Annotated in this window: 24 protein-coding genes; 13 read left to right on the top strand and 11 right to left on the bottom strand. The window is 74.8% G+C overall.

What is annotated here, in order from left to right; translation table 11 throughout:
* Window positions 1–70 precede the first annotated feature (70 nt).
* From ACFVSN_RS03205 to ACFVSN_RS03180, 6 genes are read right to left on the bottom strand one after another with little or no spacing between them, the layout of a single operon-like run.
* Window positions 71–1015 (bottom strand): STM4011 family radical SAM protein, encoded by a 945-nt coding sequence (locus ACFVSN_RS03205; protein WP_387590489.1) that lies wholly within the window; start codon window positions 1013–1015, stop codon window positions 71–73.
* 11 nt (window positions 1016–1026) lie between these two features.
* Window positions 1027–2358: an STM4012 family radical SAM protein gene (locus ACFVSN_RS03200; protein ID WP_387590492.1), complete on the bottom strand. Its 1332-nt coding sequence runs from the start codon at window positions 2356–2358 to the stop codon at window positions 1027–1029.
* Complete coding sequence (locus ACFVSN_RS03195; protein WP_387590622.1) at window positions 2355–3239, bottom strand: STM4013/SEN3800 family hydrolase; 885 nt, start codon at window positions 3237–3239, stop codon at window positions 2355–2357. The genes ACFVSN_RS03200 and ACFVSN_RS03195 overlap by 4 nt, the downstream gene beginning before the upstream one ends.
* 41 nt (window positions 3240–3280) lie before the next feature.
* Window positions 3281–4378: an STM4014 family protein gene (locus ACFVSN_RS03190; protein ID WP_387590495.1), complete on the bottom strand. Its 1098-nt coding sequence runs from the start codon at window positions 4376–4378 to the stop codon at window positions 3281–3283.
* 18 nt (window positions 4379–4396) lie between these two features.
* Window positions 4397–5326 carry an STM4015 family protein gene (locus ACFVSN_RS03185; protein WP_387590498.1) on the bottom strand — a complete coding sequence of 310 codons (930 nt, stop codon included), beginning with the start codon at window positions 5324–5326 and terminating at the stop codon, window positions 4397–4399.
* A 48-nt stretch (window positions 5327–5374) separates the two neighbouring features.
* Window positions 5375–6322: an STM4015 family protein gene (locus ACFVSN_RS03180; RefSeq protein ID WP_387590501.1), complete on the bottom strand. Its 948-nt coding sequence runs from the start codon at window positions 6320–6322 to the stop codon at window positions 5375–5377.
* 244 nt (window positions 6323–6566) lie between these two features.
* On the opposite strand from ACFVSN_RS03180, the gene ACFVSN_RS03175 reads away from it, so the two are divergent.
* The 3 genes from ACFVSN_RS03175 to ACFVSN_RS03165 all read left to right on the top strand — a co-directional run bounded on the left by ACFVSN_RS03175 (window position 6567) and on the right by ACFVSN_RS03165 (window position 9755).
* Window positions 6567–7967 (top strand): LPXTG cell wall anchor domain-containing protein, encoded by a 1401-nt coding sequence (locus ACFVSN_RS03175; protein WP_387590503.1) that lies wholly within the window; start codon window positions 6567–6569, stop codon window positions 7965–7967.
* A gap of 283 nt (window positions 7968–8250) precedes the next feature.
* Window positions 8251–8577 (top strand): hypothetical protein, encoded by a 327-nt coding sequence (locus tag ACFVSN_RS03170; RefSeq protein ID WP_380447466.1) that lies wholly within the window; start codon window positions 8251–8253, stop codon window positions 8575–8577.
* 89 nt (window positions 8578–8666) lie between these two features.
* Complete coding sequence (locus ACFVSN_RS03165) at window positions 8667–9755, top strand: DUF6745 domain-containing protein (RefSeq protein WP_387590507.1); 1089 nt, start codon at window positions 8667–8669, stop codon at window positions 9753–9755.
* A gap of 155 nt (window positions 9756–9910) precedes the next feature.
* Here the strand turns inward: ACFVSN_RS03165 and ACFVSN_RS03160 are convergent, their stop codons facing one another.
* Together ACFVSN_RS03160 and ACFVSN_RS03155 are read right to left on the bottom strand one after the other, a co-directional pair.
* Window positions 9911–10684 (bottom strand): class I SAM-dependent methyltransferase, encoded by a 774-nt coding sequence (locus ACFVSN_RS03160; protein WP_387590625.1) that lies wholly within the window; start codon window positions 10682–10684, stop codon window positions 9911–9913.
* The gene (locus tag ACFVSN_RS03155; RefSeq protein WP_387590510.1) at window positions 10681–11229 is read right to left on the bottom strand and encodes a hypothetical protein; all 549 of its coding nucleotides are present in this window, start codon (window positions 11227–11229) and stop codon (window positions 10681–10683) included. The genes ACFVSN_RS03160 and ACFVSN_RS03155 overlap by 4 nt, the downstream gene beginning before the upstream one ends.
* A 41-nt stretch (window positions 11230–11270) precedes the next feature.
* On the opposite strand from ACFVSN_RS03155, the gene ACFVSN_RS03150 reads away from it, so the two are divergent.
* Together ACFVSN_RS03150 and ACFVSN_RS03145 are read left to right on the top strand one after the other, a co-directional pair.
* Window positions 11271–11630 (top strand): hypothetical protein, encoded by a 360-nt coding sequence (locus tag ACFVSN_RS03150; RefSeq protein ID WP_387590513.1) that lies wholly within the window; start codon window positions 11271–11273, stop codon window positions 11628–11630.
* Window positions 11631–11678: 48 nt separating this feature from the next.
* On the top strand, window positions 11679–12431 hold the full coding sequence (locus tag ACFVSN_RS03145) for a class I SAM-dependent methyltransferase (RefSeq protein WP_387590516.1): 753 nt from the start codon (window positions 11679–11681) through the stop codon (window positions 12429–12431).
* 126 nt (window positions 12432–12557) lie between these two features.
* Here ACFVSN_RS03145 and ACFVSN_RS03140 read toward each other — a convergent pair whose 3' ends face one another.
* Window positions 12558–14159, bottom strand: a complete 1602-nt coding sequence (locus tag ACFVSN_RS03140; protein WP_380445771.1) for an ABC-F family ATP-binding cassette domain-containing protein — start codon at window positions 14157–14159, stop codon at window positions 12558–12560.
* 240 nt (window positions 14160–14399) lie between these two features.
* On the opposite strand from ACFVSN_RS03140, the gene ACFVSN_RS03135 reads away from it, so the two are divergent.
* Complete coding sequence (locus ACFVSN_RS03135) at window positions 14400–15341, top strand: RimK family alpha-L-glutamate ligase (protein WP_387953606.1); 942 nt, start codon at window positions 14400–14402, stop codon at window positions 15339–15341.
* Between the two features lie 37 nt (window positions 15342–15378).
* Here ACFVSN_RS03135 and ACFVSN_RS03130 read toward each other — a convergent pair whose 3' ends face one another.
* On the bottom strand, window positions 15379–16719 hold the full coding sequence (locus ACFVSN_RS03130; protein ID WP_387590523.1) for an NAD(P)/FAD-dependent oxidoreductase: 1341 nt from the start codon (window positions 16717–16719) through the stop codon (window positions 15379–15381).
* 459 nt (window positions 16720–17178) lie between these two features.
* On the opposite strand from ACFVSN_RS03130, the gene ACFVSN_RS03125 reads away from it, so the two are divergent.
* The 7 genes from ACFVSN_RS03125 (at window position 17179) to ACFVSN_RS03095 (ending at window position 23531) form a co-directional block, all read left to right on the top strand.
* Complete coding sequence (locus ACFVSN_RS03125; protein WP_387590526.1) at window positions 17179–18774, top strand: MerC domain-containing protein; 1596 nt, start codon at window positions 17179–17181, stop codon at window positions 18772–18774.
* A gap of 134 nt (window positions 18775–18908) precedes the next feature.
* Window positions 18909–19508 (top strand): helix-turn-helix domain-containing protein, encoded by a 600-nt coding sequence (locus ACFVSN_RS03120; protein ID WP_380445766.1) that lies wholly within the window; start codon window positions 18909–18911, stop codon window positions 19506–19508.
* A gap of 67 nt (window positions 19509–19575) precedes the next feature.
* Entirely contained in the window at window positions 19576–20445 is an 870-nt protein-coding gene (lepB, locus tag ACFVSN_RS03115) for a signal peptidase I (RefSeq protein WP_387590529.1), read from the top strand.
* 136 nt (window positions 20446–20581) lie between these two features.
* Window positions 20582–20830: a hypothetical protein gene (locus ACFVSN_RS03110; protein ID WP_329931473.1), complete on the top strand. Its 249-nt coding sequence runs from the start codon at window positions 20582–20584 to the stop codon at window positions 20828–20830.
* A gap of 134 nt (window positions 20831–20964) precedes the next feature.
* On the top strand, window positions 20965–21663 hold the full coding sequence (locus ACFVSN_RS03105) for a zinc ribbon domain-containing protein (protein ID WP_387590533.1): 699 nt from the start codon (window positions 20965–20967) through the stop codon (window positions 21661–21663).
* Window positions 21664–21846: 183 nt separating this feature from the next.
* Window positions 21847–22236: a hypothetical protein gene (locus tag ACFVSN_RS03100; RefSeq protein WP_387590535.1), complete on the top strand. Its 390-nt coding sequence runs from the start codon at window positions 21847–21849 to the stop codon at window positions 22234–22236.
* A gap of 101 nt (window positions 22237–22337) precedes the next feature.
* Window positions 22338–23531: a trans-sulfuration enzyme family protein gene (locus ACFVSN_RS03095; RefSeq protein WP_380490893.1), complete on the top strand. Its 1194-nt coding sequence runs from the start codon at window positions 22338–22340 to the stop codon at window positions 23529–23531.
* A gap of 13 nt (window positions 23532–23544) precedes the next feature.
* Here the strand turns inward: ACFVSN_RS03095 and ACFVSN_RS03090 are convergent, their stop codons facing one another.
* A complete protein-coding gene (locus ACFVSN_RS03090) occupies window positions 23545–25287 on the bottom strand; it encodes a SpoIIE family protein phosphatase (protein ID WP_387590539.1) in 1743 nt (580 codons plus the stop codon).
* Between the last annotated feature and the right edge of the window lie 145 nt (window positions 25288–25432).

Below are 25432 nucleotides of genomic sequence, written 5' to 3'. Positions count from 1 at the left end.
GCTGCGGGGTGTGCGCGGGGTGTCGCCGGGACGTCGCGCAGCGTGGGCGCGCACGCGCTCCGGCGACGCTTCACGCTGCCGGTGGCCACTCCGCCGGCACCCGTTCCAGGACACCCGCGCCGAATAGCTCGTACAACGGCAGCGTCTCCAGGTGGACGTAACCGATGTGGCAGTCACAGACCGGCAACGGGCAGGCGCGGGAGCGGAGTCGGGCGCGGTAGCTGCCGTCGTAGAGGTTCCCGAGGACCTCCCGGACGAAGTGGCAGCGGCGCACCGTGCCGTCGCCGTCCACCGAGAGCACGGACTCGCCCGTGCGGCAGGGCAGCCCGGCGCTCGGGTGTGCGTGCCGGCTGTAGCCGAAGTGCGGGTCGAGGGCGGCCCATTGCGCGGCCTCGGCGTCGGTGTACGTGCGGCCCTCGGCGGCGTTGATCCAGAGGTAGACGTGCGGAGCGAGCGCGGCGCGCAGGCGCCGCGCCTCGGCGAGGTGCTCGGGTTGGCCGACCACGCCGACGCTGTAACGCGCGCCCAGTGCGTCCAGCTCGCGGCACTTGGCGAGGAAGCGGTCGTGGGTGACCTGGCCGGGGTGGTAGGTGACCCACAGGGCGAGGCTGTCGAGGTCGGCCTCGGCGAGCCAGTCGGTGCGGCAGCTGAGGTTGGTCTGGATCGCGACGCGGCGGACGTGCGGGAGCCGGCTCAGCTCGGCCAGTGCGCGGCGGTACCACGACCGCACGAGGCCCTCGCCCCACGGGGTGAACAGCAGCGACAGCGTGTCGCCGGTGCCCGCCCGCCCGGCGGCCCAGGCGGTGAAGCGCTCCAGCGCGGCGCGGTCGGCGCGCAGCTGCTCGGGCGTGTCGCGCCGCTTGGCGAACGGGCAGTACGGGCAGTCGTAGTCGCAGGAGGCGAGCGGGCCGCGGTAGAGGAGGGTGAGGTCCCGCGGGGCGCCGGTGGTGGCGGCGTTCGCCGAGTCGCGCACGGAGTCGTCGGCGGGAGGTTCGGTGGGAGGCGGGGACGGCATGCCGAGGAACGTCATTTCGCCTCGTAGCCCGCCATCAGCGCCCGGACCCCGGGCGAGAACAGCATCGGCCCTGCGGCGTCCGAGTGCGCCAGCCCCTCCGGCGTGAGCACCAGGCGCGCATCGTCCCCGGCCAGCCAGCCGCGCTCGGCGAACTCGGCCAGCTCGGCGGGGAAGTCCTCGGCGGGCGTGCCGCCGAACCGGGCCCGGTAGTCGGCCAGCGACATGCCCTGAGCCTGGAGCAGCGACTGGACGAGGTGGCGGCGGCGCGGCTCGTCGCCGGTCATGGCGTGTCCGACCTCGGCCCGGTGGAAGTCCGCCGTGGCGACGTAGTCGTCGATGATGCCGCGCACCTCGGTCGCGTTGACCGCGTAGTCGAAGGAGTAGTGCAGCCGCGACGTGTACGAGCGCGCCCCGCAGCCCAGGCCGACCATGCCGTCGGTCTGGCACGCGTACTCGCTCACGCCCGCCTGCGGGGACGCGGCGCGGCGGAACATCCGCATCGACACCTGCTCGTAGCCGTGCGCGAGGAGGTGGTCCCGGCCGGTGCGGTAGAGCGCGAGCCGGCGGGCGTCCCAGGCGGAGAGGCTCTCCTGCTCGCCGCGCCGGGCCAGACCGGTGAGCGGGCGGACGTACAGCGGGTAGAGGTACAGCTCCTCGGGCTGCCAGGCGAGCGCGGCGTCCAGCGAGTGCAGCCAGCTGGCCTCGGTCTGGCCGTCGATGCCGTAGATGAGGTCGATGTTGAGCACCGGGAAACCGGCCGCGCGGATCCGGCCGAGGGCCGCCTCGACCTCGGCGCGCTTCTGCGGGCGGACCGCCGAGCGGGCCTCGGCGTCGACGAAGGACTGCACGCCCAGGCTCAGCCGGGTGGTGCCCCGGGCGGCCAGGACCTCCAGCCGGTCGGCCGTCGCGGTGGTGGGGGAGGCCTCCACGGACAGGGGTATCGCCCGCAGGTCGGCGCCCATGTGCCGCTCGGCGATGTCGCACAGCCGCTCCAGCTCGCCCGCCGTCAGGTACGTGGGCGTGCCGCCGCCGAACGCGGCCACCGCGAACCGGGCGTCGGCGTCCAGTGCCCCGCGGACGGCGTCGGCCTGGCGCTCCAGCGCGTCCAGGTACGCGGTGGTCAGGCCCTCCGGGCTGCCGATCCGGGTGAACAGGTTGCAGAAGCCGCAGCGCACCTCGCAGAACGGGATGTGCAGGTAGAGCGAGAGCGAGTGCTGCGCCTCGCCCGCCCACAGCTCGGCCAGCGCCGGGCGCTCGGGCAGCGGACGGTACGCCGTCTTGTGCGGGTAGGCGTAGACGTACGACTGGTAGGGCGATTCGGTGCGTGGGGGTGCCGTCGTCATGCCGCGGGCTCCTCGGTGGTGCTCGTGCGGGGGACCGCGGTGTGGTGGGGGATCGTGGAGTCGCGGGGGACTGTGGAGCGGCGCGGGATCGTGAAGTGGGCGTACGGGACCGTCCAGACCACCTCGTGGCCGATCCGGTGGCCGGTGTAGCCGTCCTCGCCGTACGCGGTGCCGTGGTCGGAGCAGACGATCGCGAAGCACGGGCGGCGGGCGCTCATCGCCGCGAACAGGCGGCCGATGTGGGCGTCCACGTACTCCAGCGCGGCGGCGTGGCTGGCGCGCGAGTCGCCGTGCTCGCGGGTGGCGCCGGGCAGGTGGAACCAGTTCGGCTGGTGCAGCGCGGAGACGTTCAGGAACAGGAACAGCGGCTGTCCGGCGGGCTGTTCGGCGACGACCTGCTCGGCCCGGGCGACCTGCGCCTCGAACGACCTCGGCGAGGGCACGCCCATCTCCGGAGTCCAGTGGCTCTCCTGGAACAGGCCGGGGAGCACCGAGCCGAGCGGGCCCTGCTTGTTGAAGAAGCCGACCCCGCCGATGCACACCGTCCGGTACCCGGCCGCGCCGAGCGCGGTCGGCAGGTCGGGGGCGTCGAAGACCCAGGTGCGCGGGGCGGTGCTCTCCGAGCCGGCGAAGCGGGCCGCGAACAGGCGCGGGTGCGGGCCGCCGGGCGCGGCCGGGGTGGGCAGGAAGCCGGCCAGGATCGCCTGGTGGGAGGCGTACGTGAAGCTGCCGGGCGCGTGGCGGCGCTCCCAGCGGCCGCCGGGCAGGTGCGCGGCGAGGTGCGGGATGCGGCCGGCGGCGGCGAGCTCCTCGGCGACGTCGAAGCGGAGGGTGTCGAGCGTGACGAGCAGGAGGTCGTGGGTGCCCACGACGGCGTTCATGTCGGGGTCCGGGTGTGCGTGCGTGCCGGGGATCTGGTGATTCATCGTTCTGTCGTTCCGGGGTGGGTGGCGGTCAGGGCGGCCAGCTGGGCGGCGTAGGTGTCGAGGCCCTCGGCGGGGCCGCCGGGCAGGCCGGTGAGGTTCGGCAGGAGGTCGCCGAAGGCGTTGACCTCGCCGACCACGGCGCGCCGCCAGCCCGTGACGGGCAGGACGTCGACACCGACCATCGGCGAGCGGGGGAAGCAGGCGGCGGCGCGCTCGGCCGTCTCCAGGAGGGCCGGCCAGGCGGGCCCGGCGGCCTCGCGGGCGAGGTCGAGGCTGCCCCGGGCGCCGCCGAGGTGCAGGTTGGTCATCGGCTGGGCGCTGGTGCGCACCACGGCGTGGGTGGCCCGGCCGGCGACCACGACGACCCGCAGGTCCGCCGAGCGGCCGGACTGCGCCGCCTTCGGGACCCACTGTTCGACGTGCAGCCCGTCCGGTGCGAGCCGGTCGACGATCGCGGCCACCTCGGCCTCGCCGCGGTAGCGCCGCACCCGCAGCGAGTTGTGCAGCTCGCCGCCGGCCGGCTCGACGGACGTGGTGGCCTGCACCTGGCCGCGCGGGCCGAACTCCAGCGCCACCACCCCCGAGGCGGAGGAGCCGTGCGCGGGCTTGACGAAGACCCGGTGCAGGCCGGCCCCGCGCACGCGCTCGCGCAGCTCGCCCCAGCCCGTCAGGCCGGTGGTGTCGAGCGCGCGGGGCACCGGCACCCCGGCGGCGGCCAGCGCCGCGTGCGCCCGGCGTTTGTCGAACATGACGGCGATCTCCTCGGGATCGCCGAGCAGCCGCACGCCGGGTCGGGCCGCCAGGGCGCGCAGCGCGGACATCACGCCCGCGTACCAGGCGGCCGTGCCCTCCACGCGGGTGGGCGCGTAGGACGGGCCGAGTGCCGGGCCGCGCAGCAGTTCGTCCACCGCCGGCTCCTCGCCGGGCGATTCGATCCGCAGCAGAGCGCCCTCGGGCAGCCGGTACCCGCCGCGCAGCACGTCCAGCCAGGGCAGGACGGCGGGCTCGGGCAGGCCGGCGGCCCGGGCCGCGGCGGCGAACAGTGTCACCCGCCGGTGGCCCGGGTTGCCGAGGACGGTCAGCCGCGTCGTCATCGTGCCGTCACCCGCCCGCTACTCGGCCACCGCGACGTAGCGCTCGTCGGGGTCCTCGTCGGCGTCCTCGGCATCGCCGAGGTCGATCTCGACGTCGGGGAGGGCCTGGCGCAGGCGCTGCTGCATCTCGTCGGTGAGGTAGTGGTGGTGCAGGTCGAGGGAGCGCAGGTGGGTGAGCGGCTGGCCCTCCAGCAGGGCCGTGGCGCCCTCGTCGGTGAGCACGCCCATCGACAGGTCGAGCGTTTCGAGCCGGGCCACGACGGGTGCGTGCGCGACGGCCGCGGCGATCTCGTCCTGGAACTCGCTGTTGGCCAGGCCGAGGTGGCGCAGCGCCGGCAGCCGCGTGCCGTCGAGGAAGGGCGCGAGGTCGTCGAGGGTCGCGTCGCCGCCGTACTCGTCCACGCCGAGCCAGAGCACCAGGCGCTCCAGCGCGGGCAGTTCGCAGGCGCCCACGGCGCGGACGACCTCGGCGGGCAGGCCGCCGGCCTCGAAGCGCAGGGACCGGAGCCGGTCGTGGCGCACCGGCTTGAACGCCAGGCCGGTGCCGCCGCGCACGGTGAACTCGCCGAGGGCGGGGAACGCCGTCAGCAGCGGGGTGACGTCGCACATCTCCAGCCAGGAGATCTCGCACTCGTCGAACGTGACGTCGCCGAGGAAGAGCGCCTCCAAGGCGGGCAGGCGTTCGGCGGCGTCGGCGAGGAGGCCGACGGCCTCCTTGACGGGTTCGTAGTCCCGCTGCCACCAGGAACCGATCACCAGTGCCCGGACGGCCGCCGGGTCGACGGTGTCGAGGAACGTCTCCCAGAGGGCGGCGAAGTCGTGCGGGGCGTCGTACTCCAGGGAGAGCCGCCACGCGACGGCGCCGGCGGCGGGCCGCTTCGCGGCGCCGGGCTCGAAGTCGTGGATCGGCAGCTCGTGGAAGCGCCCGGGGTGGTGGTCGACGGTCATGTCCGCTCCTGGCGGGGTCGGGTGGTGGTGGAGTGTGGCGGGTGACGGCTATTCGGCCACGGCGACGTAGCGCCGGCGGCCGCCCGGGTCGCCGCCGCCGGAGAGGTCGATCTCGACGTCGGGGAGGGCCTGGCGCAGGCGCTGCTGCATCTCGTCGGTGAGGTAGTGGTGGTGCAGGTCGAGGGCGCGGAGGTGGGTGAGCGGCTGGCCCTCCAGCAGCGCGCCCGCGCCCTGGTCGGAGAGGCCGCCCATCGACAGGTTGAGCGATGCGAGCCGGGCCACGACCGGCGCGTGGGCCACGGCGGCGGCGATGTCGTCCTGGAACTCGCTGTTCTGCAGGCCGAGGTGGCGCAGCGCGGGGAAGCGCGAGCCGTCGAGGAAGGGCGCGAGGTCGTCGAGCGTGGCGTCGCCGCCGTAGTTCTCGACGCCGAGCCACAGCTCCAGCCGCTCCAGCGCGGGCAGTTCGCAGGCGGCGACGGCGCGGACGACCTCGACGGGCAGGCCGCCCGCCTCGAAGCGCAGCGCGGTGAGCGCCTCGTGGCGCACCGGCTCCAGTTCGAGGTCCGTGCCGCCGCGCACCACCAGCTCGGTGAGCCGGGGGAAGGCCGTCAGCAGCGGGGTGACGTCGCACATCTCCAGCCAGGAGATCTCGCTCTCCTCGTAGGTGATGTCCCCGACGAACAGTGCGCGCAGGGCGGGCAGCCGGTGGGCCGAGCCGGTGATCGCGGCCAGCGCGTCGTCGCTGAACGGCTCGGGGCCTTCGGTGAACCACTGGCCGATCACGACAGCCGTGACCCGGGCGGTGTCGACGGTGTCGAGGAACCGCTGCCACCGCTCGCCGAAGGTGCCCTCGGAGTCGTAGTCCAGACCGACCTTCCACGCCACCGCGGTGGCCTGCGGCAGCGTTCCGGCGGCCGCCTCCTCCCGCTCGACCGCCTCGGCGAAGTCGAAGACGGGGAGGCCGTGGAACTCCTCGATGTGGTCGTTGACGGTCATGGCGCTGCTCCTCGGGTGTCGGGCCGAACACGTGTCTACCAGTCGGGTCCGACAATCCGCCGCGGCGGGGGCACTCGTGAGCGCGCGGGCCCCGGCCGCCGGGGGCCGGAACCGTCCGGTTAAGATGCCGCGATCGCTGTTCGTTGGGGGGCGAAGCACCGGTTCCGCTGCGCCAGAAATGGCCTCTCGCGTAGGCGATTTCACGTTTCGACGAGTTCCGTCCGAATTCTCCCGTGAGGTTCCGATGCGCATCCAGCACCGCAGATTCATGGCCGTGACCGCCGCCGCCACGCTCGCGTCCGGCCTGGCCCTCGCCACGGCTCCGGCCGTGTCCGCCGCCGCGGGCGGCACCGCGACGGCCCGGACCCCGCAAGCACCGGCCTCCCCGGTCACCGTCGCCATGGACGGCCCCACCACCGTCAAGGCCGGCGGCGAGCCGGTGGAGTTCACCGCGACCCTGAAGAACACCGCCGACCACCGGGTCGACGCGACCACCTCCTTCACCGTCGCGGGAGTTCGCGGCGACGGCCTCAAGCAGAGCCGGCTCAAGCTGGAGTACCAGCGGCCGGGCGGCACGCAATGGCAGGACGCGACGGTGAACAACACCGACGCCGGTGGGGGCGGGTTCTGGGAGCTGGACCAGTTCGCCACCCAGCTGCACCTGGCGAGCGGCGCGGAAGCCGCCTACCGGCTGCGCCTCACCGTGTCGGCGGACGCCCCGCTCGTCCGGTTCTCGGCGAGCCTCGGCGTCGTGGTGTCGGATCCCGCGCTGCCGCCGGAGCAGCGCATCACGTCCACGGGCAGCCCGTACCTGAACCTGACGATCGCCCCGCGGGTGACGCCGAGCACCCCGGCGCCCACGCCCGCCCCGCGGCCGGAGGCCAGGTTGGAGGGCGTGCCGGCCTCCTTCGTGGCGGGGGAGGAGGCGAAGCAGTTCAAACTGGTCTACACCAACCGGACCGGCAAGGACCTCAAGGTCCTGCCCACCGTCGTGTTCCAGGGGCAGACCGAGCTCACCGCCGACGTCCTCACGTTCGAGTACGAGGCGCCGGGCGGCCGGTGGCAGGAGGGCAGGCCCGGCTTCGACTCGGGCCCGGGCCGCTCCGGCTGGCTCTACATGTCGCGGTGGACGGGCGACAAGGGCGCCGACGTCCTCGACCTGCCCAAGGGGGAGACCCGTACGGTCAACGTGCGGCTGTCGTTCACCAAGAGCGCGCCCGCCATGGCCGAGTCGCTGGTTCCGGTCGAGGGCGGCGAGCCGGGGCCGGGTGAGAGCCCGAACAGTGGTTTCGGCCCGAAGGCCGACTTCACCGTGTCGGCAGCGGCCGGGACGCCGGAACCGACACCGACACCGACACCGACACCGACGCGGACCCCGACGCCGACCGCCACCGCTCCGGCGCCGGGCGCGCCCTCGGACACGCCGTCCGCCGCTCCGGTCGCACAGGCCGCCGCGCCGGCGCAGAGCCAGGCGGCGAGCCCTCAGGCCGTGGCGGCCCCGGCCGCCGCGCCGGACGCGCGGCTCGCGTCCACCGGCGGCGGTTCGAGCGCCGCGCCGATGGCGATCACCGGAGCCACCGCGATCGCCCTCGGGCTGGGCACCCTGGTCGTGGCACGCCGCCGCAAGAACGCGCAGGGCAACTGAGAGAAGGAAGGCCCGTCCCCCCCGGCAGGCAGCGGGGTGGACGGGCCTTCCGTGCATCCGGCCGGCCGGGGCGCTCAGAGCCCCCAAGGTGGTCGCCGTCATGGTCGATCACCACAGGGTGGGAGCCGATCCCGCCGAAGACGTCCCGGCCCGCTGCGTCTTGTGCGAGCGCGTCGATGTCAGACCCTTGCCCTATGTTCCGGTTGTGGCTCCGGAGAGTGACGGTGGAGCCTCGGGTTCCGGCGTTCGCCGGTGTCCGTCGTGCAGTGGGGGAGGAGAGCCGATGTACCGCCAGGGTGACGTGCTGATCGTGCCGGTCGGGGAGGCCGCCGTGCCGGCGCGGGTGGCCGGGCTGGCCGTGCAGCCGCGGGACGCCCGCGGCCGGATGGTGCTCGCCCTCGGCGAGGTCACCGGCCACGCGCACGCCGTCGTCGGGCCGGGGGCGCTGCGCCGCGAGGCCGGGCCGTTCGGTGCCGGCTGGCTGCACCTGCCCGAGGGCGGGCGGGTCGTGCACGAGGAGCACGCGGCGATCCCGCTGCCCAAGGGCTGGTACCGGGTGGTGCGCCAGCGCGAGTACGCGCCGGGCGCGGTGCGGGTGGTCGCCGACTGACGCGCCCGCACGGCGGTCGGCCGGTGGACGGAAGGACGGTACGGACGCAGACGGCCGGGCGGGGAGCCCGGCCGGGATCGGAGCACGTGATGGAGAACAGCGCGACCCACCTGGTTGTCGGGCCCGCCGAGGCGACGGCCCGTTGGCGCGCGGCGGCGGCCGCCACCGGCCCGGACGACCGCGCGGCGGCCGAGCGCGCCGTCCGCGCCGCCTACCGCGCGGCCGGGCTGCCAGAGCCCGCCGGCGTCCGCTGGTACGGTTCGCCGCTCGCCGCCGCCGAGGCGGCGCTGGAGCTGCGGGAGGCCGGCGCGGTGAGCGTTCGCGAGGCCGTCCGCACCCGGGCCTGGGAGGAGGCCCGGAGGCGTGCCGTCGAGCGGGTCGGTGCGGCCGGCTGGGCGGCGCACTGGGCGCTCACCGGCGGCGAACTCGGCCCGGTCACCACCCCGCTCGCCGACCGCGTGCGCAACGCCGTCCTCGACCGGCTCGCCCCCGAGACCGATCCCGGCGCGCCGTCCGACGACGAACGGACGGCCCGTGCCCGGCGCACCACCGTCCGCCTCGCGCTGCTCGACGCCGTCCGCGGACCGCACGACGCGCCCTGGTTCGCCGCCTTCGAGGCCGCCGGGGCGCTCGACGGCGCCGTCGCCCCGCTGGCCGAGGCCGCCCGCACGGCCGGCTGGTGGTGGCCCTACGAGGACGTCGTGCTGATCAGCGAGCGGCCCGTCGAGCTCCACCGCGACGAGGCCGGCCGCCTCGACCGCGCCGACGGCCCGGCCCTCGCCCACCCCGACGGCTTCGCCCTGTACGCCTGGCGCGGCATGCCCGTCCCCGCCGACTTCCTGGCCGGCCTCGCCGACATCACCGTCGAGCGGATCCGAACCGAGGAGAACGCCGAGCTGCGCCGGGTCCTGCTGGAGCACTACGGCTACGACCGCTACCTCGCCGATGCCGGTGCCGAGCCGCTCCACCGCGACGAGACCGGCGTCCTGTGGCGGATCGTCATGCCCGGCGACGAGCCCGTCGTCATGGTCGAGGTCGTGAACTCCACGGCCGAGCCGGACGGCACCTTCCGCACCTACTGGCTGCGGGTGCCGCCCAGTACCCGCACCGCCCGGGCCGGGGTCGCGTGGACGTTCGGCATACCCGAGTCCGAGTACCACCCGCAGCGCGAGACCTGAGCCGCCTCGCCGCCCCGCCGTCGCAGCCGCGCGTGCGGCGCGGAGCCCGGTGCAGGCCGTCGAGTTGCGAGTGTTGACCCTGACCCGACGTCAGGCCCCACGGTGGGGGCAGCGCAACGGCACGAACCTATGGGCGGGCGGGCCGCCGGCTCAGGTCAGGGCACGCGGGCGATGAGCACCGGCTGGAAGAAGCCGGTCTCCTCCGGTGGGGCCCAGGTCGGGTCGGTGAAGCCCACCTCGGTGGCGAAGGCGGTCAACTGGGCCTGGGTGAGCGCCCAGTAGGTGGAGCGGTGCACGTCGGTGCGCCACTCGCCGGTGGCGTCCGGGGCCATCCGGAAGAGTTCGAGGTCGTAGCGCTCGCCGTCCTCGTGCCAGTGCCAGAGCTGGAAGATGACGGACCGGTGGCCGTCGCGTTCGGCGGTCTGGGGCGGGGTGGACGTCGGGCGCCCGCGGCGCAGGTCGTCGTAGGGACGGGTGGTGAGGAGGAGCAGGCCGCCGCTGCGGAGGGTGCGGCGCATGTCGGTGAGGGCGGCGCGGACGTCGTCGGCGGTGAGGAGGTGCGGGAGCGCGTTGTCGGCGCACACGACGACGTCGAACGTGGCGTCGGGGAACGGGAGCCGGCGCATGTCGGCAGCGGCGACGGGCAGCCGGAGACCGCGGCCGGCGGCCTCACGGGTGGCGCGTGCGGCGGCGGCCGGGCTGAGGTCGGTCCCGGTGACGTGATGGCCGAGGGCGGTGAGCCCGATCGCCTGGGTCCCGATGCCGCAGGCACAGTCGAGCACGGTGGCCGGGCGGTCGCCGAGCCGGTCGCGGACGAGGCCGTCCAGGGCGGCGCCCTGCCGGGCGACGGAGGCCTCCCAGTCCGGGTAGAGGAGGTGGTAGCCCGCCGCGAACTCGTCGTAGAACCGGCCGGTGGGGGATCGGCTCATCGACATGCGGGCTCCTCGGGCGGAGGCAGGCTCGAGTACCGGGCGCTGTTGGCGTTGAGGTGGGCGAGGTAGTACGTCCTGCCGTCGTGCTCCAGCTCCATCGGCGGCGGTTCCGGGACGGTGGCCAACGCTGCCGTGTAGTGGCCGTCGAGGCGGACCTCCAGGCGCGGGACGTTGTGGTGGGTCGCGAACTCCTCGGCCCGCTCGGCGGTCCACAGACCACGGGGCTCGCCGGGGCCCTGTCGGGTCAGGGCGCGCAGCAGGGCGGGGCTGAAGACCTCCTGGGACCGGAAGTTCTCCAGGTGGCGCATGTCGGTGACGAGCGTGACGTACCGCCGGCTGTTGTCCCGGTGCCGCCCGGCGACCACGACCTGGCCGCCGCCGAGGTCCCAGCGCGGCGGGGCGATCCACAGCTTGGCACCGGGCGCGAAGTGCTTCAGGCCGCGCCGGAGGTCCAGCCCGCCCCTGCCGTGGGTGGTTTGCCCGGCCACGTTGGCCACCACGCAGTGGCCGTACGGAGGTTCTTCGGGCTGCTGGTTCGACATGGGATCATCCTCTCCCGGTCGAGGGGCGGAGGACAGCGGTTTTGGACACGATCGAGTTGCCGGAGGGGTCCTGGTGGGACTGGGACGTGTTTTCCTGGCAACCTGGGCGGTTGCGGCTGGCGGCCGGGTACGACCTGGGCTACCACCACGGGCTGGAGCTGGTGTTCGACGATCCCCTCTACGTCGCGTGCCCGGCGGACTTCCACGATCCGGTGTTCCGCGCACCGACGCCGGAGGAGCTGCGGCTGGTCGAGCGGTGCTGCGGTGAGGTGCCGGCGGTCGTGGTCGCGTTCGAGGCGGACGCCGGCGGGGCGCAGGACGTGTCCGGGCTGATCGCGGCGGGCGGGTTGCGGATCGTGCCGGGGTTCGTGAGCAGGATCAGCGCGGCGGCGGGGGCCTGACGGCGCGACCGGCTGGCCCGGCGGAGGCGTGCGGGCGAGGATACGGGCATGCGCACCTTCGAGGAACTGATCGGTGAGGCCGCAGCGGTGTCCGTGGACGGCTGGGACTTCTCCTGGCTCGACGGGCGGGCCACCGAGGAGCGGCCGTCCTGGGGTTACCAGCGCTTGCTGGGCGAGCGGCTGGCGCGGGTCGACGCGGCGCTCGACGTCCAGACGGGCGGCGGTGAGGTGCTGGCCGGGGCGGGGAACTTCCCGCCGGTGATGGTGGCCACCGAGTCGTGGCCGCCGAACGTGGCGCGGGCGACGAAGCTGCTGCACCCGCTCGGCGCCGTCGTCGTGTCCGACCCGGACGAGCCGCCGCTGCCGTTCGCGGACGGGGCGTTCGACCTGGTCAGCAGCCGGCACCCGGTGAAGGCGCACTGGGCGGAGATCGCCCGGGTGCTGCGGCCCGGCGGCACCTACCTCGCGCAGCACGTCGGCCCGGCCTCCGGTTTCGAGCTGGTCGAGTACTTCATCGGCCCGCAGCCCGAGGCGCGCAGGAGCCGCCGCCCCGAGGACGAGAGCGCCGCCGCGCGGGCCGCCGGGCTGGAGGTCGTGGACCTGCGCTCGGAGCGGCTGCGGATGGAGTTCTTCGACGTCGGCGCGGTGGTGTACTTCCTGCGGAAGGTGATCTGGATGGTCCCGGGCTTCACCGTCGAGGCGTGCCACGAGCGCCTGCGCGAACTGGACGCGCTGATCCGTGCGGACGGACCGTTCGTCGCGCACTCGGCCCGCTTCCTCATCGAGGCCCGGAAGGCCTGAGCCCGGAAGGCCTGAGCCGGCAGGGCCCGAACCCGCAAGGCCCGAGCCCGAGTGACTCCGAGCCCGAGTGACCCCGAGCCCGGCGCCCCCGGTCCGTCGTGGGACCGGGGCCGCCGGGCGCCGGCGTCACGAGAGGCCGACGAGGTCCAGGTACGAGTCGCTCCACAGGTCCTCGTCGCCGTCCGGGAGGAGGAGGACGCGGTCCGGGCGGAGGGCCTCGATGGCGCCCGGGTCGTGGGTGACCATCACGATCGCGCCCGGGTACGTGCCGACGGCGCCCAGGACCTCGGCCCGCGAGGCCGGGTCGAGGTTGTTGGTGGGCTCGTCGAGGAGGAGCACGTTGGCGCCGGAGTGGACGAGTCCGGCCAGCGCCAGGCGGGTCTTCTCGCCGCCGGACAGGACGCCGGCGGGCTTGTCGGCGTCGTCGCCGCTGAACAGGAACGCGCCGAGCACGCGCCGCAGTTCGCCGTCGGTGAGGGCGGGGGCGGCCAGGGCGAGGTTGTCCCGGACGGTGAGCGCCGGGTCGAGGGTGTCGTGTTCCTGGGCGAAGTAGCCGAGCCGCAGGCCGGGGCCGGGCACGACGCGGCCCGAGTCCGGGGTCACGTGGCCGGCCAGGATCCGCAGCAGGGTCGTCTTGCCGGCGCCGTTGAGGCCGAGGATGACCAGCCGGGAGCCGCGGTCGACGGCGAGGTCCAGTCCGCCGAGGACGGGCCGGCCGCCGTAGGCCTTGGCGAGGCTGACCGCGCCGAGCGGCATGCGGCCGCACGGTTCGGGCTCGGGCAGCCGGATCCGGGCGACGCGCTCGGCCTGGCGGACGGGCTCCAGGTCGGCGAGCATCCGGTCGGCGCGGCGGGCCATGTTGCGGGCGGCGGTCGCGGTGGCGACGTTGGCCCGCATCTTGTCGGCCTGGGCGTTGAGCGAGGCGGCCTTGCGCTCGGCGTTGGCCCGCTCGCGGGCGCGCCGGCGCTCGTCGGCCTCGCGCTGGGTGAGGTAGGCCCGCCAGCCGGTGTTGTGGACGTCGATCGTGGCGCGCTGCGGGTCGACGTGGAAGACCCGGTTGACGGTGTCGGCGACCAGGCCGATGTCGTGGCTGATCAGCACGAGCCCGCCGGGGTGGCCGGCCAGGAAGCCGCGCAGCCAGGTGACGGAGTCGGCGTCCAGGTGGTTGGTGGGCTCGTCGAGCAGCAGGGTGCCGTGGTCGGCGAACAGGATCCGGGCCAGTTCGACCCGGCGCCGCTGGCCGCCGGACAGCGCGCCGACCGGGCCGGACATGACGCGGGTGGGCAGCCCGAGCCCGGCCGCGACCCGGGCGGCCTCGGCCTCGGCCGCGTAGCCGCCGCGCGACTGGAACGCGGCCTCGGCCCGCACGTAGGCGTCCATCGCCCGCCGCTCGGCGGCCGGTCCTTCGGCCAGCGTCATCGCCTCCTCGGCGGTGCGCAGGGCGCGGACGGCGGCGTCGAGGCCGCGGGCGGACAGGATGCGGTCGGTGACGGTGACGGCGGGGTCGGCGGCGCGGGAGTCCTGCGGGAGGTAGCCGACCGCGCCGGTGCGGGTGACGGTGCCGGCGGCGGGGGCCAGCTCGCCGGCGAGCGTGGCGAGCAGGGTCGTCTTGCCGGCGCCGTTGCGGCCGACCAGGCCGATCCGGTCGCCGGGGGCGATGTGCAGGCTGACGTCGGACAGGAGGAGACGGGCGCCGACGCGCACGTCGACACCACGGGTGGTGATCATGGGATAACGCTCCGAAACAGCGAACGGACACACGGGTGGCGTGGAGGCGGGTCCGTCAGCTAGGAAATTCGGGGCGTGGACATGGGGCCGAGGGTACCCGGGCGGGCGGGGGCCCGCATCCGGATTAACGGCGGCGGGCCGGAGCGGGCTCACGGCGGATGCGATTTCGGCCACCGCGACGCGTGAATGGCGCACAAGGCCTCCTTGTCCCGTGCGCGCCCGCATCGCTTCCATGACGGCATGAGCCGACGAGAATTCGTTCTTCTGACCGACCACGGCTCGACCGAGGGCACCCGGGACGCGATGGCCACCGCCGTCCGGAGGCTGACCGGCCGGGAACCCGTCCTGGTGGACGCGCGGCACTTCATGACGGACGACGCCGACGGGCTCGGCGGCACCGGCCGCATCGAGGCCGGCGGCAACGGCCTCGTTCGGCTGGAGGCGGACGGTCGCGCCGTGACCACGGACACGGTGGTCGTCTACGAGATCCCGCCGCACCGGCGCCCTGCGTTCGCGCACTGCCAGCGGTTGCTGCGCGTCCACGGCGTCCGTTCGCTCGGCACCGACGCCGCGGCCTGGCGCGCGGCCACCGAGAAGGACGTCACGGTGGCCTGCTTCACCCGCGACGGCGTGCCGCACATGCCGACGATCGCGCTGTCCCGGCCGAGCCCGGCGGCCGCCGCCGAGGCGTTCGAACGCCTCGGCGGCGACGTCTGGGCCAGGCCGTGCGTGGGCATGGGTGGCGACGACGTCTTCCATGTCACCACCCGCGCCCAACTCGACGCCGCCGCACGGCACTACGCGGCCCTCGGGGCGGACTGGCTGATCGCCGGGGACGCCCGGAACTTCACCGCCGACGGGCAGCGCCACCAGTACCGGGTGGTCGTCCTCGGCGGCCGGGTCCTGCGTGCGACGGAGCACGTCCAGGCCGACCCGGACGCGCCGTGCAACGAGGTCCAGGGCGCCGTCTCCACGCTCCTGGAGGTCGACGAACTCCCGCCGGGAATCGCCGATCTGGCGGTCTCGGCGACGAAGTCCCTCGGCCTCCCGTTCGCGGGCGTCGACCTCGCCGCCGAGAGCGGCGGTGTGGTCTTCGAGGTCAACGTCCACCCGGCCTTCGGGCGGAACCGGGGGGTCGACCAGGTCGCCGTCCCGTACGTCGCGGCCCACCTGGAAGGCTGAGTCCCCTCCGGAGCCGGCTCCGAAGGGGACTCCGGAGTCAGCCGCGCAGGATCGCGCCGAGGAGCGCCGGGCGGAACAGCACGGTCGGCGGCGAGACCAGGGACATCACCTCGTGGAAGGCCGCCGTGACCGCGGTGTTGCGGGTCGCGGCGGCCAGGACCTTGTCCAGGAAGGCGTGCTGCACCTTCATCATGGCCCCGGACGGCCCGCCGGTGGTCGCGGCGAAGCGGACGTCCTCGGTGCAGGACATCACCCAGGCGTTCTTCGACGCCGCCGCCACTCCGCGCCTGGCGTCGCGCGCGGCGGCGTGGCCGATGCCGCCGTGCCGCAGCACCGCGCGGCGCAGCTCTCGGGCGCTCAGCAGCGAGACCGTGATGCCCTGCCCGTACACCGGGTTGAACGTGCAGAGGGCGTCGCCGATCGCGACGAGGCCCTCCGGCGAGCGGCGCTCGTAGTGGCGGCGCACGCCCGGGCCGGGGACGAAGCCGCGGACCTCGCCGGCGGGTTCGGCCTCGCGCAGCGCGTCGCGGATGGCCGGGTCGCGGAGCCGGGCCAGCTGACCGTCGAACCCGGCCTCGCCCGGCTCGGGCTCGGCGCCGCGCATGCCGGCCAGGCTGACGATCCAGCGGTCCCCCTCGACCGGGAGCAGGACGCCGAGGCGGGGCGCGTCCGGGGCCTTGGTCTGCAGGTAGATCGCCTTGCAGCCGAGGTCGCCGGCGCCGGCCGGGCGGTGGAAGAGCCGCGAGGTGTACGTGACACCGGCGTCCACCCGCTCCTCGGGCACCGGCGCGCAGCCGAGCTCCGCCAGCCAGCCCGCGACCCCGGTGGAGCGGCCGGTCGCGTCGACGACCATCTCGGCCGGGATCTCCTGGACCTCGCCGCGCTCGGGGCCGCGCTCGCGGACCTTGACGCCGGTCACCGCGTGCGCCGAGCCGAGCAGCCCGACCACGTCGGTGCCCTCCAGGAACTCGATCGACGGGGCGGCGCGGACGCGGTCCAGGATCAGCTTGTCCATCACCGGCCGGGTGCAGGACAGGAAGGCCACCTGCGCCGGGTAGTCGGCCATCCAGCCGGCCGAGCTGAGCCAGCGCAGATCACCCGAAGCGGCGACCCGGGTGGCGCCCGCGTCCGTCAACTCCTGTTTGATGCCGGGCATCATCTCCTCCAGTGCCCGGTGTCCGGCCTCCAGCACCAGGTGCGCGTGCCGTCCCTGCGGGACACCCGCGCGGAACTGCGGCTCCGCCGGGTAGTGGTCCCGCTCCACCACCACGATCCGCTCGGCGTAGCCGCGCAGCGCCCAGGCCGCCACCGTTCCGGCGAGTCCACCGCCGATCACCACCGCCGTGCCCCGCCCGGGGGCCGTCTCCGAAGAAGTCATGCGACGTAGCGTAGTTGGGCGATGGTGCGCGCGTAACGGATCGGTGGTGTGAACGGGCGCTGCTGGGGCGCCTGTTGACGCGCGCGCCGGGTCGCCGCCGAGTGCCCCCGGGGCGAACCGCCACGGGGAAACGATCGTGCAGGCACGGGGCTCGTGCGGTTCGTGCGGCTGCCCCCGCTCGTTCGTGCAGCTGCCCCGCTCGTTCCTGCGGCCGGCTCCGACGGACGGGCGCTCCGCCTGGCCGGGACACCGCCGGATCGCAGACGTCGCCTGCACCCAAGGGCCGACGGCGCTAAGAGTTCGTCAAGATCGGCGTCCGGCGGTGCCAAGGAGGCGTCGGGAGGAGTCTCATCGTCGACGGCGCGGAAACAGCGTCGCTCGGCGGAGAGGAAACGGTTCCGCGCGGGCCCCGAAGGGGAGGTCCCGCGGACCGTACAACGGGGAAGAGGACGTACGGTCATGACGACGGCGGCTAAGGGCAGAACGGCCACATCCAAGGAGGCCGCCTCAGCGGGCGCCCCGGCGGGCTCCGCGGCGGGCTCCGACCCCGGGGAGGGGAGCCCAGCGGCCGCGCCGCCGAAGCCCGCCGCCCCCCGCGTCCCGCACCACCTCCCGACCGGCCTCGGCCACCGACTCCGCCAGGGCGCCCGCCGGATGGGCGGCCGGGCCTACTGGACCACCCCGCGCCTCGTCCGCGGCCTCACCGCGCTGAGCCTCGCCGCCCTGCTCGGCCTCGGCGCCACCGCCACCGGCGTCCTCGGCGGCGCCCGTGACGGCACCGACACCATCGGCCACGGCGCCGCCCCGCAGGCGGCCCGCGCCGCCGACCTCTACTTCGCGCTCAGCGACATGGACGCCCAGGCCGCCAACCTGCTGCTGATTGGCGCCGACCCGGACTACACGGCGCTGCACCGGACCACCCTCGACACCTACGAGCAGCGTCGCGCCCAGGCCGACGACGACCTCCAGCAGGCCGCCCAGGCCGCCGCCGACGACTCGGCCTCGCAGCGCGCGGTCCAGCGCGTCCTCGGCGAACTCGGCAGCTACGAGGCCCTGGTGGCCCGCGCCCAGCTGCTGGAGGACCAGGCCAAGGCCCCGGCCGGCAAGCCCTCCGAGGAGGCCCTCACGGCCTACCGGCAGGCCACCGACCTGCTGCGGCAGCAGCTGCTCCCGGCCGCCGACCAGGTCACCGCCGCCAACGAGGCGGTCGTCGACCACGTCTACGCGCAGCAGCGCTCCGACCTGGACGGCGGCTGGTGGGAGCTGGCCGCCGTCGGCCTGTTCGCGCTCGTCGCGCTGTTCGCGCTCCAGCGGACGCTGGCCGTGCGCTACCACCGCGTCGTCAACCCGGCGCTGGCGGCCGTCACCCTGGTGACCGCCGTCGTGCTCGCGGCCGGCCTGCACCTCGTCTCCACGGCGGACGGCAACCTGGTGACGGCCAAGAGCAACGCCTACGACTCGGTGATCGCGCTCAGCCGGGCCCGCGCCGTCGCCTACGACATGAACGCCGACGAGAGCCGCTACCTCGCCGACCCGGTGCTCGCGGCCACGTACCAGCGGACCTACCTGGAGAAGAGCCAGGCGGTCGTCCGTCTCGACGGCGCGACCGTCACCGACTACGACGGCCGGCTGGAGACCGCCGCCGCCAAGCACCTGGCCGACCGCTCGGTGCCGTTCGGGGGCTACCTCGGGACGGAGCTCAACAACATCACCTTCCCCGGCGAGCGGGACGCGGCCGAGCGGGTGCTGGCGGCCTTCCGGTCCTACCAGCAGGTGGACCACAAGATCCGCGTCCTGCACGACGCCGGCCAGCTGAAGGACGCGGTGACGCTCAACACCGGCCTCTCGAAGGGCCAGTCCAACTACGAGTTCGACCAGCTGAGCAAGGCCATGGGCGACACCATCGACGTCAACTCCCGCGCCATGGACGCGGCCGTCGCCGACACCGACGACGCCCTCGACGGCACCACCGCGACCCTGGCCGCGGTCGTCCTGGCGGCGGCGCTCGTCCTGGTCGCCGTCGGTGTCCGCCCCCGCCTGCGCGAGTACCGCTGACACGTCCGGACGAGGGCCCGGTGACGCTCCGTCCGTCACCGGGCTCCTCGGCGTGGGCGCGGAGGAAGGATTCCGCCGCCGTCCCCGCTGTGCCGGTTTGACAAACCGGGTTGCCGTGGCGGCGAATGGCGGGTATGGCCGACGACGCGGATCTCGAGAACGTCCTGAACACGGTGGGCCCCCGGCTGCGGGCGTTGCGGCGGGAGCGGGGGACGACGCTGGCCAAGCTGGCGGCGGCCACCGGCATCTCGCTCAGCACGCTGTCCCGGCTGGAGTCGGGCCAGCGCAAGCCGACGCTGGAACTGCTGCTGCCGCTGGCGCGCGAGTACCGGGTGCCGCTGGACGAACTGGTCGGCGCGCCGGCCACCGGCGACCCGCGGATCCACCCGCGGCCGGTGACCAGGAACGGGCAGACCATCGTGCCGCTCACCCGCCACCTGGGCGGGCTGCACGCCTACAAGCACATCATGCCGCCGGGGCACGGCACCGGGCCCGGGCCGGAGTTGAAGGTGCACGAGGGCTACGAGTGGCTGTACGTGCTCTCCGGCCGGCTGCGGCTGCTGCTCGGTCCGCACGACATCGAGCTCGGTGCCGGGGAGGCCGCGGAGTTCGACACCCGCACCCCGCACGCCTTCGGCAACGCCGGCCCGCAGCCCGTGGAGTTCCTCAGCCTGTTCGGGCCGCAGGGCGAGCGCATCCACGTCAGGGCGCGCCCGGGAACCTCTGTTCGGTAGGTTCGTTTCCTGACAGCGGGGGCTTTCCGTTCCGGACTCCCGCAGGCCATCGGGAGGGGCCGAGGAGATGAGTGTCCAGCAGAGCACGGAGACCGGGGACAGCGGCGGAGCCGGAGAGCGGGCCGGGAGCGGGGGCGGGAGGCGGCGCAAGGAGCGCAAGAAGCGGCCCTTCTGGCAGGAGCTGCCGATCCTCCTGGTGATCGCCCTGCTGCTCTCGCTCGGCATCAAGACCTTCTTCGTCCAGGCCTTCTCGATCCCGTCCGGCTCGATGGAGCAGACCCTCGACATCGGCGACCGCGTGCTCGTCGACAAGTTCACCCCCTGGTTCGGGGCGAAGCCCGAACGCGGCGAGGTCGTCGTGTTCCGCGATCCGGGCGGCTGGCTGGAGGGCCCGCCGAAGCAGTCCGGCGACTCCGTGATGGGCACCGTCCAGAAGGTCCTGAGCACCGTCGGCCTGATGCCCTCGGCCGACGAGAAGGACCTGATCAAGCGGGTGATCGCGGTCGGCGGGGACACCGTCGAGTGCAAGAAGGGCGGCCCGGTGAAGGTCAACGGCGTCGCGCTGGACGAGCCGTACATCTTCCCCGGCTCCGCGCCCTGCGACAACGACCCGGTCGGCACCGTGACCGTCCCCAAGGACCACCTGTGGGTGATGGGCGACCACCGGAACAACTCGCGCGACTCCCGGCCGCACCACAACGAGACCGGCGACGGCTTCGTGCCGGTGGACGACGTCGTCGGCCGGGCCTTCGTCGTCGCCTGGCCCGTCTCGCACTGGAGCACCCTGCCGGTGCCCGACACCTTCGACCAGAAGGGCCTCGCCGCGCCGGCCGCCCCGCGGTCGCCGCTGGAGGCGCCGTCCGCCCCCGGCGCGGCGGCACTGGTCGCCGCCGTGCCGCTGACGCTGTGGCGGCGCCGGCGCCGGGCGCGTCGCTGAGGCCTGCCCGGGTCTGCGGAACCCCGCCCGCGCTGCTCTACACGCCTGTAGAGTTCGACGGGTGAGCTGCACGCCTGGTCGCGTGGCCGCCCGACCCGGGAGGCCGCCGGCCACGTCCGGGCCGGGAGGCGGAACCGTGGTGGAGAGTCGGCGCAGTCCTGCGGACGGCGGGGAGCCGGACGGGCCGGACGTCCAGTGGGTGTACCAGCCGGTCGAGGTGCACCTCCCGGACGGCTCCTGGCGGCTCGGCCGGATCAGCGGCTGGTGGCAGGACGCGGGCGGCGAGCGCTGGTGCCGCCTGCGGGTCACCCGCAGCGGCCGCCCGGCGGGCTGGGAGCGGTTCGACCCGTCGCGCGTGGTGCTACTCCCGGCGGCGGGGCTGTGACCGCGGCCTGAGCAGGAGGTATCCCGGGGCCGGCGAATGTCACGGTTCGGCCCTGGTCGTGCTGCAACCGGCCTGCGGGACCTGGCGCAACCGCCCCGGTCCGTGCGAACGTCGCTTCGGGCGCGGTCGACGTGATGACCACCCACCTGCCACTCCACCTCTCCGGGGACGACGTGAGTTCCGAGATCTACTTCAGCAGCAACTACCGCGACATGTGCGAGCAGTACGGCACCGGCGCGGGCTTCCAGTTCGAATTCTCCTGCTACCGCTGCTCCGACACCTGGCGCTCGCCGTTCGAGGCGTTCACCACCGGCCAGGTCGCCGGGTGGATCGGCAAGGGCGTCAGCGCCGCCTGGAACCTCATCGGCGGCAACGCCAACACCATCAGCAACGCCGCCGACGGCCTGGCCGGGCACACCTGGGGCAGCGCGCGCGACGCCGCGTTCCAGCGCGCGATCACCAACGCCCAGACGCACTTCAACCGCTGCGCCCGCTGCACCACCTACGTGTGCGGCCGCTGCTTCGACCCGGGCCAGGGCCTGTGCCACAACTGCGCCCCGGACACCGCCGCCGAGGCCATGGTGGCGCAGCGGCGCGGCCTCAACGACATGGTGTCCGAGCGCGCCTACAGCGTCGGCCAGCAGTCCGGTGCGGAGTTCGACGTGAACGCGCGACGGCAGCTGGTGTGCCCGCAGTGCTCGGCGGAGACGCACGGCACGCCGTTCTGTCCGGGCTGCGGGTACCGGCTCGCGCAGCCGTCCGAGTGCGCGGGCTGCCACAAGGAGGTGCCGGACGGTTCGGCGTTCTGCCCGTCCTGCGGCACCAGGCGCTGACGCCGGGGCAGACGGGGCAGACGGGGGCGGGGAAGACGGGGGAGGGGTGTGCTCCGGATTCCGTTCCGGGGCGCACGTCCGCGATTTCCGGCCGCCGGACGGGAACCCCGGGGCCCGGATGCGTCGTCGTTCTCCTTGGTTGACGCCCGGGCAGGACCCGGGCGCCGAAGTACGAGGAGCACGATGACTCAGCGGATCGCACGTTCGATGGCCGGCGCCCTGGTGGCGCTGCTGGCCGCCCTCGGCCTCGGTGCCGTGGCGTCGGGCGCGCCCGCGGCGGCGGCACCGCGCGCTGTGGCGGTCGCCCAGTCCACGGCCGGTCAGTCCACGGCTGGTCAGTCCACGGCCGGTTCGGCGGACGCGCACGCCGTGCCGACCGTGACGGTCGCCGAGCGCTCGCAGTCGGCGGCTCGGCTCGCGGCGCCCCAGTCCCAGCAGAAGAAGAAGTCCGGGTTCTTCGCCAAGCTCGGCAAGTTCCTGCTGGTCGTGGTGATCCTGATCATCCTGCTCTTCGTGCTGCTGATCATCGGCATCATCTACTTCGTGAAGCGGATCTTCAGCCGGCGCCGCTGAGCGCCCCACCGCGCCGACAGCCCGCCGGCACCCCGCCGCCCAGGGCCAATTGATCGCGATTGGCCCTGGGCGGCGCGGTCGTCCGGCCCCAGGATGGCGGCATGAGCGACTTCGACCGCACGCTGCGCCCCGAGAGCCGGATCGTCCACCCGCCCGTCGTGGAGGTGAACGGCAGCCGCCCGATGGGCGTGCCGCTCCACCAGGGCCACGTGTTCGCCTTCGACTCCAGCGACGCCCTCGTGGCGGCCTTCAGCGGCCCCGACGGCGGGTTCGTCTACAACCGCAACGGCAACCCGACGGTCCGTTCGCTGGAGGAGGCCGTCGCCGGCCTGGAGGGCGGCACCGGCGCGCTCGCCACCTCCTCCGGGATGGGCGCCATCAACACCGTCCTGCTCGCCCTGCTGCGCTCCGGGGACCACGTGATCGCCCAGCGCAGCCTCTACGGCGGGACGTTCGCGACGCTGGCCGACCTCGTCGAGCGCTGGGGCGTCGAGGTCACCCACGTCGGGGGCGACGACCCGGCCGAGGTGACGGCCGCCCTGCGGCCCAACACGCGGCTGCTGCACCTGGAGACGATCTCCAACCCGACGACGAGGGTCACCGACCTGCCCGGCCTGATCGCCGCGGCGAAGGCGGCCGGGGTCGTCACCGTCGTGGACAACACCTTCGCGACGCCGCTGCTGTGCCGGCCGATCGAGCACGGCGCGGACATCGTGATCCACTCGGCCACCAAGTACCTCGGCGGCCACTCGGACGTCCTGGCCGGACTCGCCGTCTTCGCCGACCGGGAGCTCCACGAGAAGGTCTGGCACCACGCGCTCGAACTCGGCGCCACCGCCGACCCGTTCGCCGCCTGGCTCACCCTGCGCGGCCTGCAGACCCTCGCGCTGCGGGTCCGCCGCCACTGCGACACCGCCCTCGACCTGGCCGGCCGCCTCGCCGCGCACCCGGCGGTGACCGCCGTCCACTACCCGGGCCTGCCGGCGCACCCCGACCACGGGCTGGCACTGCGCCTGCTGCCCGAGGGGCACGGCGGCGTCCTCGCGTTCGACCTCGCGGGCGGGCGGGAGGCGGCCCGCGCGTTCACCGAGTCCGTCCGGCTGGCCTCGCTGGCGCCGTCGCTCGGCGGCGTGCACACGCTGGTGCTGCACCCGGCCAGCACGTCCCACCGGCAGCTGTCGGACGCCGAGTTGGCGGCGGCCGGGATCGGCGCGGGGACGGTCCGGGTCGCGGTGGGCATCGAGCACCCCGAGGACCTGTGGGCGGACCTGGAGCAGGCGCTCGCGAAGCTCTAGCGGGGCAGTCGGCTCAGCGCGGCCGGGGCCGGGCGGCCAGGAGCGCGATGTCGTCCTCGGCCGCCGCCGGCGCGATCGAGTGGAGGAGCGCGTCGAGGAGGTCGTCCAGCTCGCCCGCGGCGGGCAGGCGGAGGTCGGCGAGCCGCGCGAGCGAGACGTCGATGTCCTCGCCGCGGCGCTCGACCAGGCCGTCCGTGTAGAGGAGGAGGGTCTGGCCCGGGCTGAGCGGGTGGGTCGCCTGCTCGTAGCCGCCGAGTCCGGTGCCGAGCGGCGGGCCGGTGGGGATCCGCAGGAGCTCGGTGGCGCGGCCCGGGGCGATGAGGGCGGGCGGCAGGTGGCCCGCGCTGGAAAGCGTCCAGCGGCCGCGGCTGGGGTCGGCGAGCACGAGGAGGCAGGTCGCCGGGCGGGCGGAGTCGTTGGCGGAGATGACGGTGTCGAGCTGGCGCAGGATGCGGTGCGGCGGCAGGTCCATCCCGGCCACGTCGCGCAGGGTGGAGCGGTAGTGGCTCATGTCCACCGCCGCCTCCACGCCGTGGCCCATGACGTCGCCCATCACCAGCAGCGTGCGCCCGAACGGCAGCCGGACGCTCTCGTACCAGTCGCCGCCGACCACCGAGGTGGTGCCGGAGGGCAGGTAGCGGGAGGCGAGGTCGAGGTTCTGGTGCGGGTTGCCGGGCTCGCTGAGCAGGGCGCGCTGGAGTTCGAGCGCGATGCCCTGCGAGCGGGTGTAGCGGCGGGCGTTGTCGATGCTCGTGGCGGCGCGGCCGGCCAGGTCCCCGAGCAGCTCGGTCTCGTCGGGGGTGAAGGCGGGCACGGCGTCGGTGCGGCCGAGGGTGATCAGGCCGACGACGTGGCCGCGGGCGGTCAGCGGCAGCAGGAGCAGTGAGGCGAGGCCGGCGGCGGCGTCCGCTCCGTCGGTGAGCACGGCGACGCCGCCCGCGAGGCTGCGCGCGCCGGGGGAGCCCTCGCGGTGGCGGACGGACTCGCCCGGCCGGGGCAGTTCGTCGAGCGCGGCCTGGAGTCGCAGGACGGACTCGGCGGCGGCGCGGTGCAACCGCTGGGTGCCGCCCCGTCCGGTTCGGTCGGCGGTCGCCTCGGGCGGCAGGACGTCGACGGTGACGAACTCGGCGAGCCGGGGGACGGCGAAGGCGGCGAGCTCGGCGCAGGTGGTGTCGACGTCGAGGGTGGTGCCGATGCGCTCGGCGGCGGCGTCGAGGAGGGCGAGCCGTGCGCGGGCCCGTTCGAGCTCGTGCAGTTGCTCGCGGGCCGGTCCGGGGTCGTCGAGGACGACCACGACGACGCCGGCGGTCCGTCCGGCGCGCTCCAGCGGCCGGTAGCGCACGCGCAGGCCGGGCGGGACGGGCGCGCCCGGGGCGTCGGGGCCGCCGGTGACCTGTTCGCGGTCGCGGCCGTCGGCCAGCACGCGGCGCAGGGCGGCGGTGGCGCCCGCGAAGGCGGTGGCGTGGGCGGGGTGGCCGAGCAGGTCGGCGGGGTGCAGGCCGGTGACGGCGGTGAAGGCGGGGTTGGCGTACTCCCAGCGCAGGTCGGCGTCGAGCAGCGCGACCGCGACGGGGGCGGCGGCGAGGACGTCGCGGTGGAGGTCCGGCCCGTCGCTCCCGGTCACCGGGCCGGAGCGCGCGGCGAGGCCCGTCGTCGTCGCCGCTGCCGCCGTCGCGGACCGGCGCTCGGGCGTGGCGGACGGGCCTTGGTCGCCCGGGGCGGGGTCCTCGGTTCGGTGGCCGTGCCGGAACTGCATACGCCCATGATCACGCCCCGCGGCCCGGCACGCCCGGAAGAGGGCGAAACCTTGACTGGGCGGAAGCGCGGTTGTGACCGACCCGATGGTATTCGTGCACGTATTTGCGTGTGCGCACACACAACGATAGAGTGCGTGCACACGC

It is taken from the genome of Kitasatospora sp. NPDC057904 (assembly GCF_042887925.1).
Classification (GTDB): domain Bacteria; phylum Actinomycetota; class Actinomycetes; order Streptomycetales; family Streptomycetaceae; genus Kitasatospora.
The sequence above is the reverse complement of the archived record's forward strand: the minus strand, read 5'-3'. Positions and strand labels throughout refer to the sequence as shown.

Bases quoted from the DNA above. Each gene is read 5' to 3' on its own strand.
- ACFVSN_RS03205 (WP_387590489.1), bottom strand. From the start codon at position 1,015: ATGCCGTCCCCGCCTCCCACCGAACCTCCCGCCGACGACTCCGTGCGC.
- ACFVSN_RS03200 (WP_387590492.1), bottom strand. From the start codon at position 2,358: ATGACGACGGCACCCCCACGCACCGAATCGCCCTACCAGTCGTACGTC.
- ACFVSN_RS03195 (WP_387590622.1), bottom strand. From the start codon at position 3,239: ATGAACGCCGTCGTGGGCACCCACGACCTCCTGCTCGTCACGCTCGAC.
- ACFVSN_RS03190 (WP_387590495.1), bottom strand. From the start codon at position 4,378: ATGACGACGCGGCTGACCGTCCTCGGCAACCCGGGCCACCGGCGGGTG.
- ACFVSN_RS03185 (WP_387590498.1), bottom strand. From the start codon at position 5,326: ATGACCGTCGACCACCACCCCGGGCGCTTCCACGAGCTGCCGATCCAC.
- ACFVSN_RS03180 (WP_387590501.1), bottom strand. From the start codon at position 6,322: ATGACCGTCAACGACCACATCGAGGAGTTCCACGGCCTCCCCGTCTTC.
- ACFVSN_RS03175 (WP_387590503.1), top strand. From the start codon at position 6,567: ATGCGCATCCAGCACCGCAGATTCATGGCCGTGACCGCCGCCGCCACG.
- ACFVSN_RS03170 (WP_380447466.1), top strand. From the start codon at position 8,251: ATGTACCGCCAGGGTGACGTGCTGATCGTGCCGGTCGGGGAGGCCGCC.
- ACFVSN_RS03165 (WP_387590507.1), top strand. From the start codon at position 8,667: ATGGAGAACAGCGCGACCCACCTGGTTGTCGGGCCCGCCGAGGCGACG.
- ACFVSN_RS03160 (WP_387590625.1), bottom strand. From the start codon at position 10,684: ATGAGCCGATCCCCCACCGGCCGGTTCTACGACGAGTTCGCGGCGGGC.
- ACFVSN_RS03155 (WP_387590510.1), bottom strand. From the start codon at position 11,229: ATGTCGAACCAGCAGCCCGAAGAACCTCCGTACGGCCACTGCGTGGTG.
- ACFVSN_RS03145 (WP_387590516.1), top strand. From the start codon at position 11,679: ATGCGCACCTTCGAGGAACTGATCGGTGAGGCCGCAGCGGTGTCCGTG.
- ACFVSN_RS03140 (WP_380445771.1), bottom strand. From the start codon at position 14,159: ATGATCACCACCCGTGGTGTCGACGTGCGCGTCGGCGCCCGTCTCCTC.
- ACFVSN_RS03135 (WP_387953606.1), top strand. From the start codon at position 14,400: ATGAGCCGACGAGAATTCGTTCTTCTGACCGACCACGGCTCGACCGAG.
- ACFVSN_RS03130 (WP_387590523.1), bottom strand. From the start codon at position 16,719: ATGACTTCTTCGGAGACGGCCCCCGGGCGGGGCACGGCGGTGGTGATC.
- ACFVSN_RS03125 (WP_387590526.1), top strand. From the start codon at position 17,179: ATGACGACGGCGGCTAAGGGCAGAACGGCCACATCCAAGGAGGCCGCC.
- ACFVSN_RS03120 (WP_380445766.1), top strand. From the start codon at position 18,909: ATGGCCGACGACGCGGATCTCGAGAACGTCCTGAACACGGTGGGCCCC.
- lepB (WP_387590529.1), top strand. From the start codon at position 19,576: ATGAGTGTCCAGCAGAGCACGGAGACCGGGGACAGCGGCGGAGCCGGA.
- ACFVSN_RS03105 (WP_387590533.1), top strand. From the start codon at position 20,965: ATGACCACCCACCTGCCACTCCACCTCTCCGGGGACGACGTGAGTTCC.
- ACFVSN_RS03100 (WP_387590535.1), top strand. From the start codon at position 21,847: ATGACTCAGCGGATCGCACGTTCGATGGCCGGCGCCCTGGTGGCGCTG.
- ACFVSN_RS03095 (WP_380490893.1), top strand. From the start codon at position 22,338: ATGAGCGACTTCGACCGCACGCTGCGCCCCGAGAGCCGGATCGTCCAC.
- ACFVSN_RS03090 (WP_387590539.1), bottom strand. From the start codon at position 25,287: ATGCAGTTCCGGCACGGCCACCGAACCGAGGACCCCGCCCCGGGCGAC.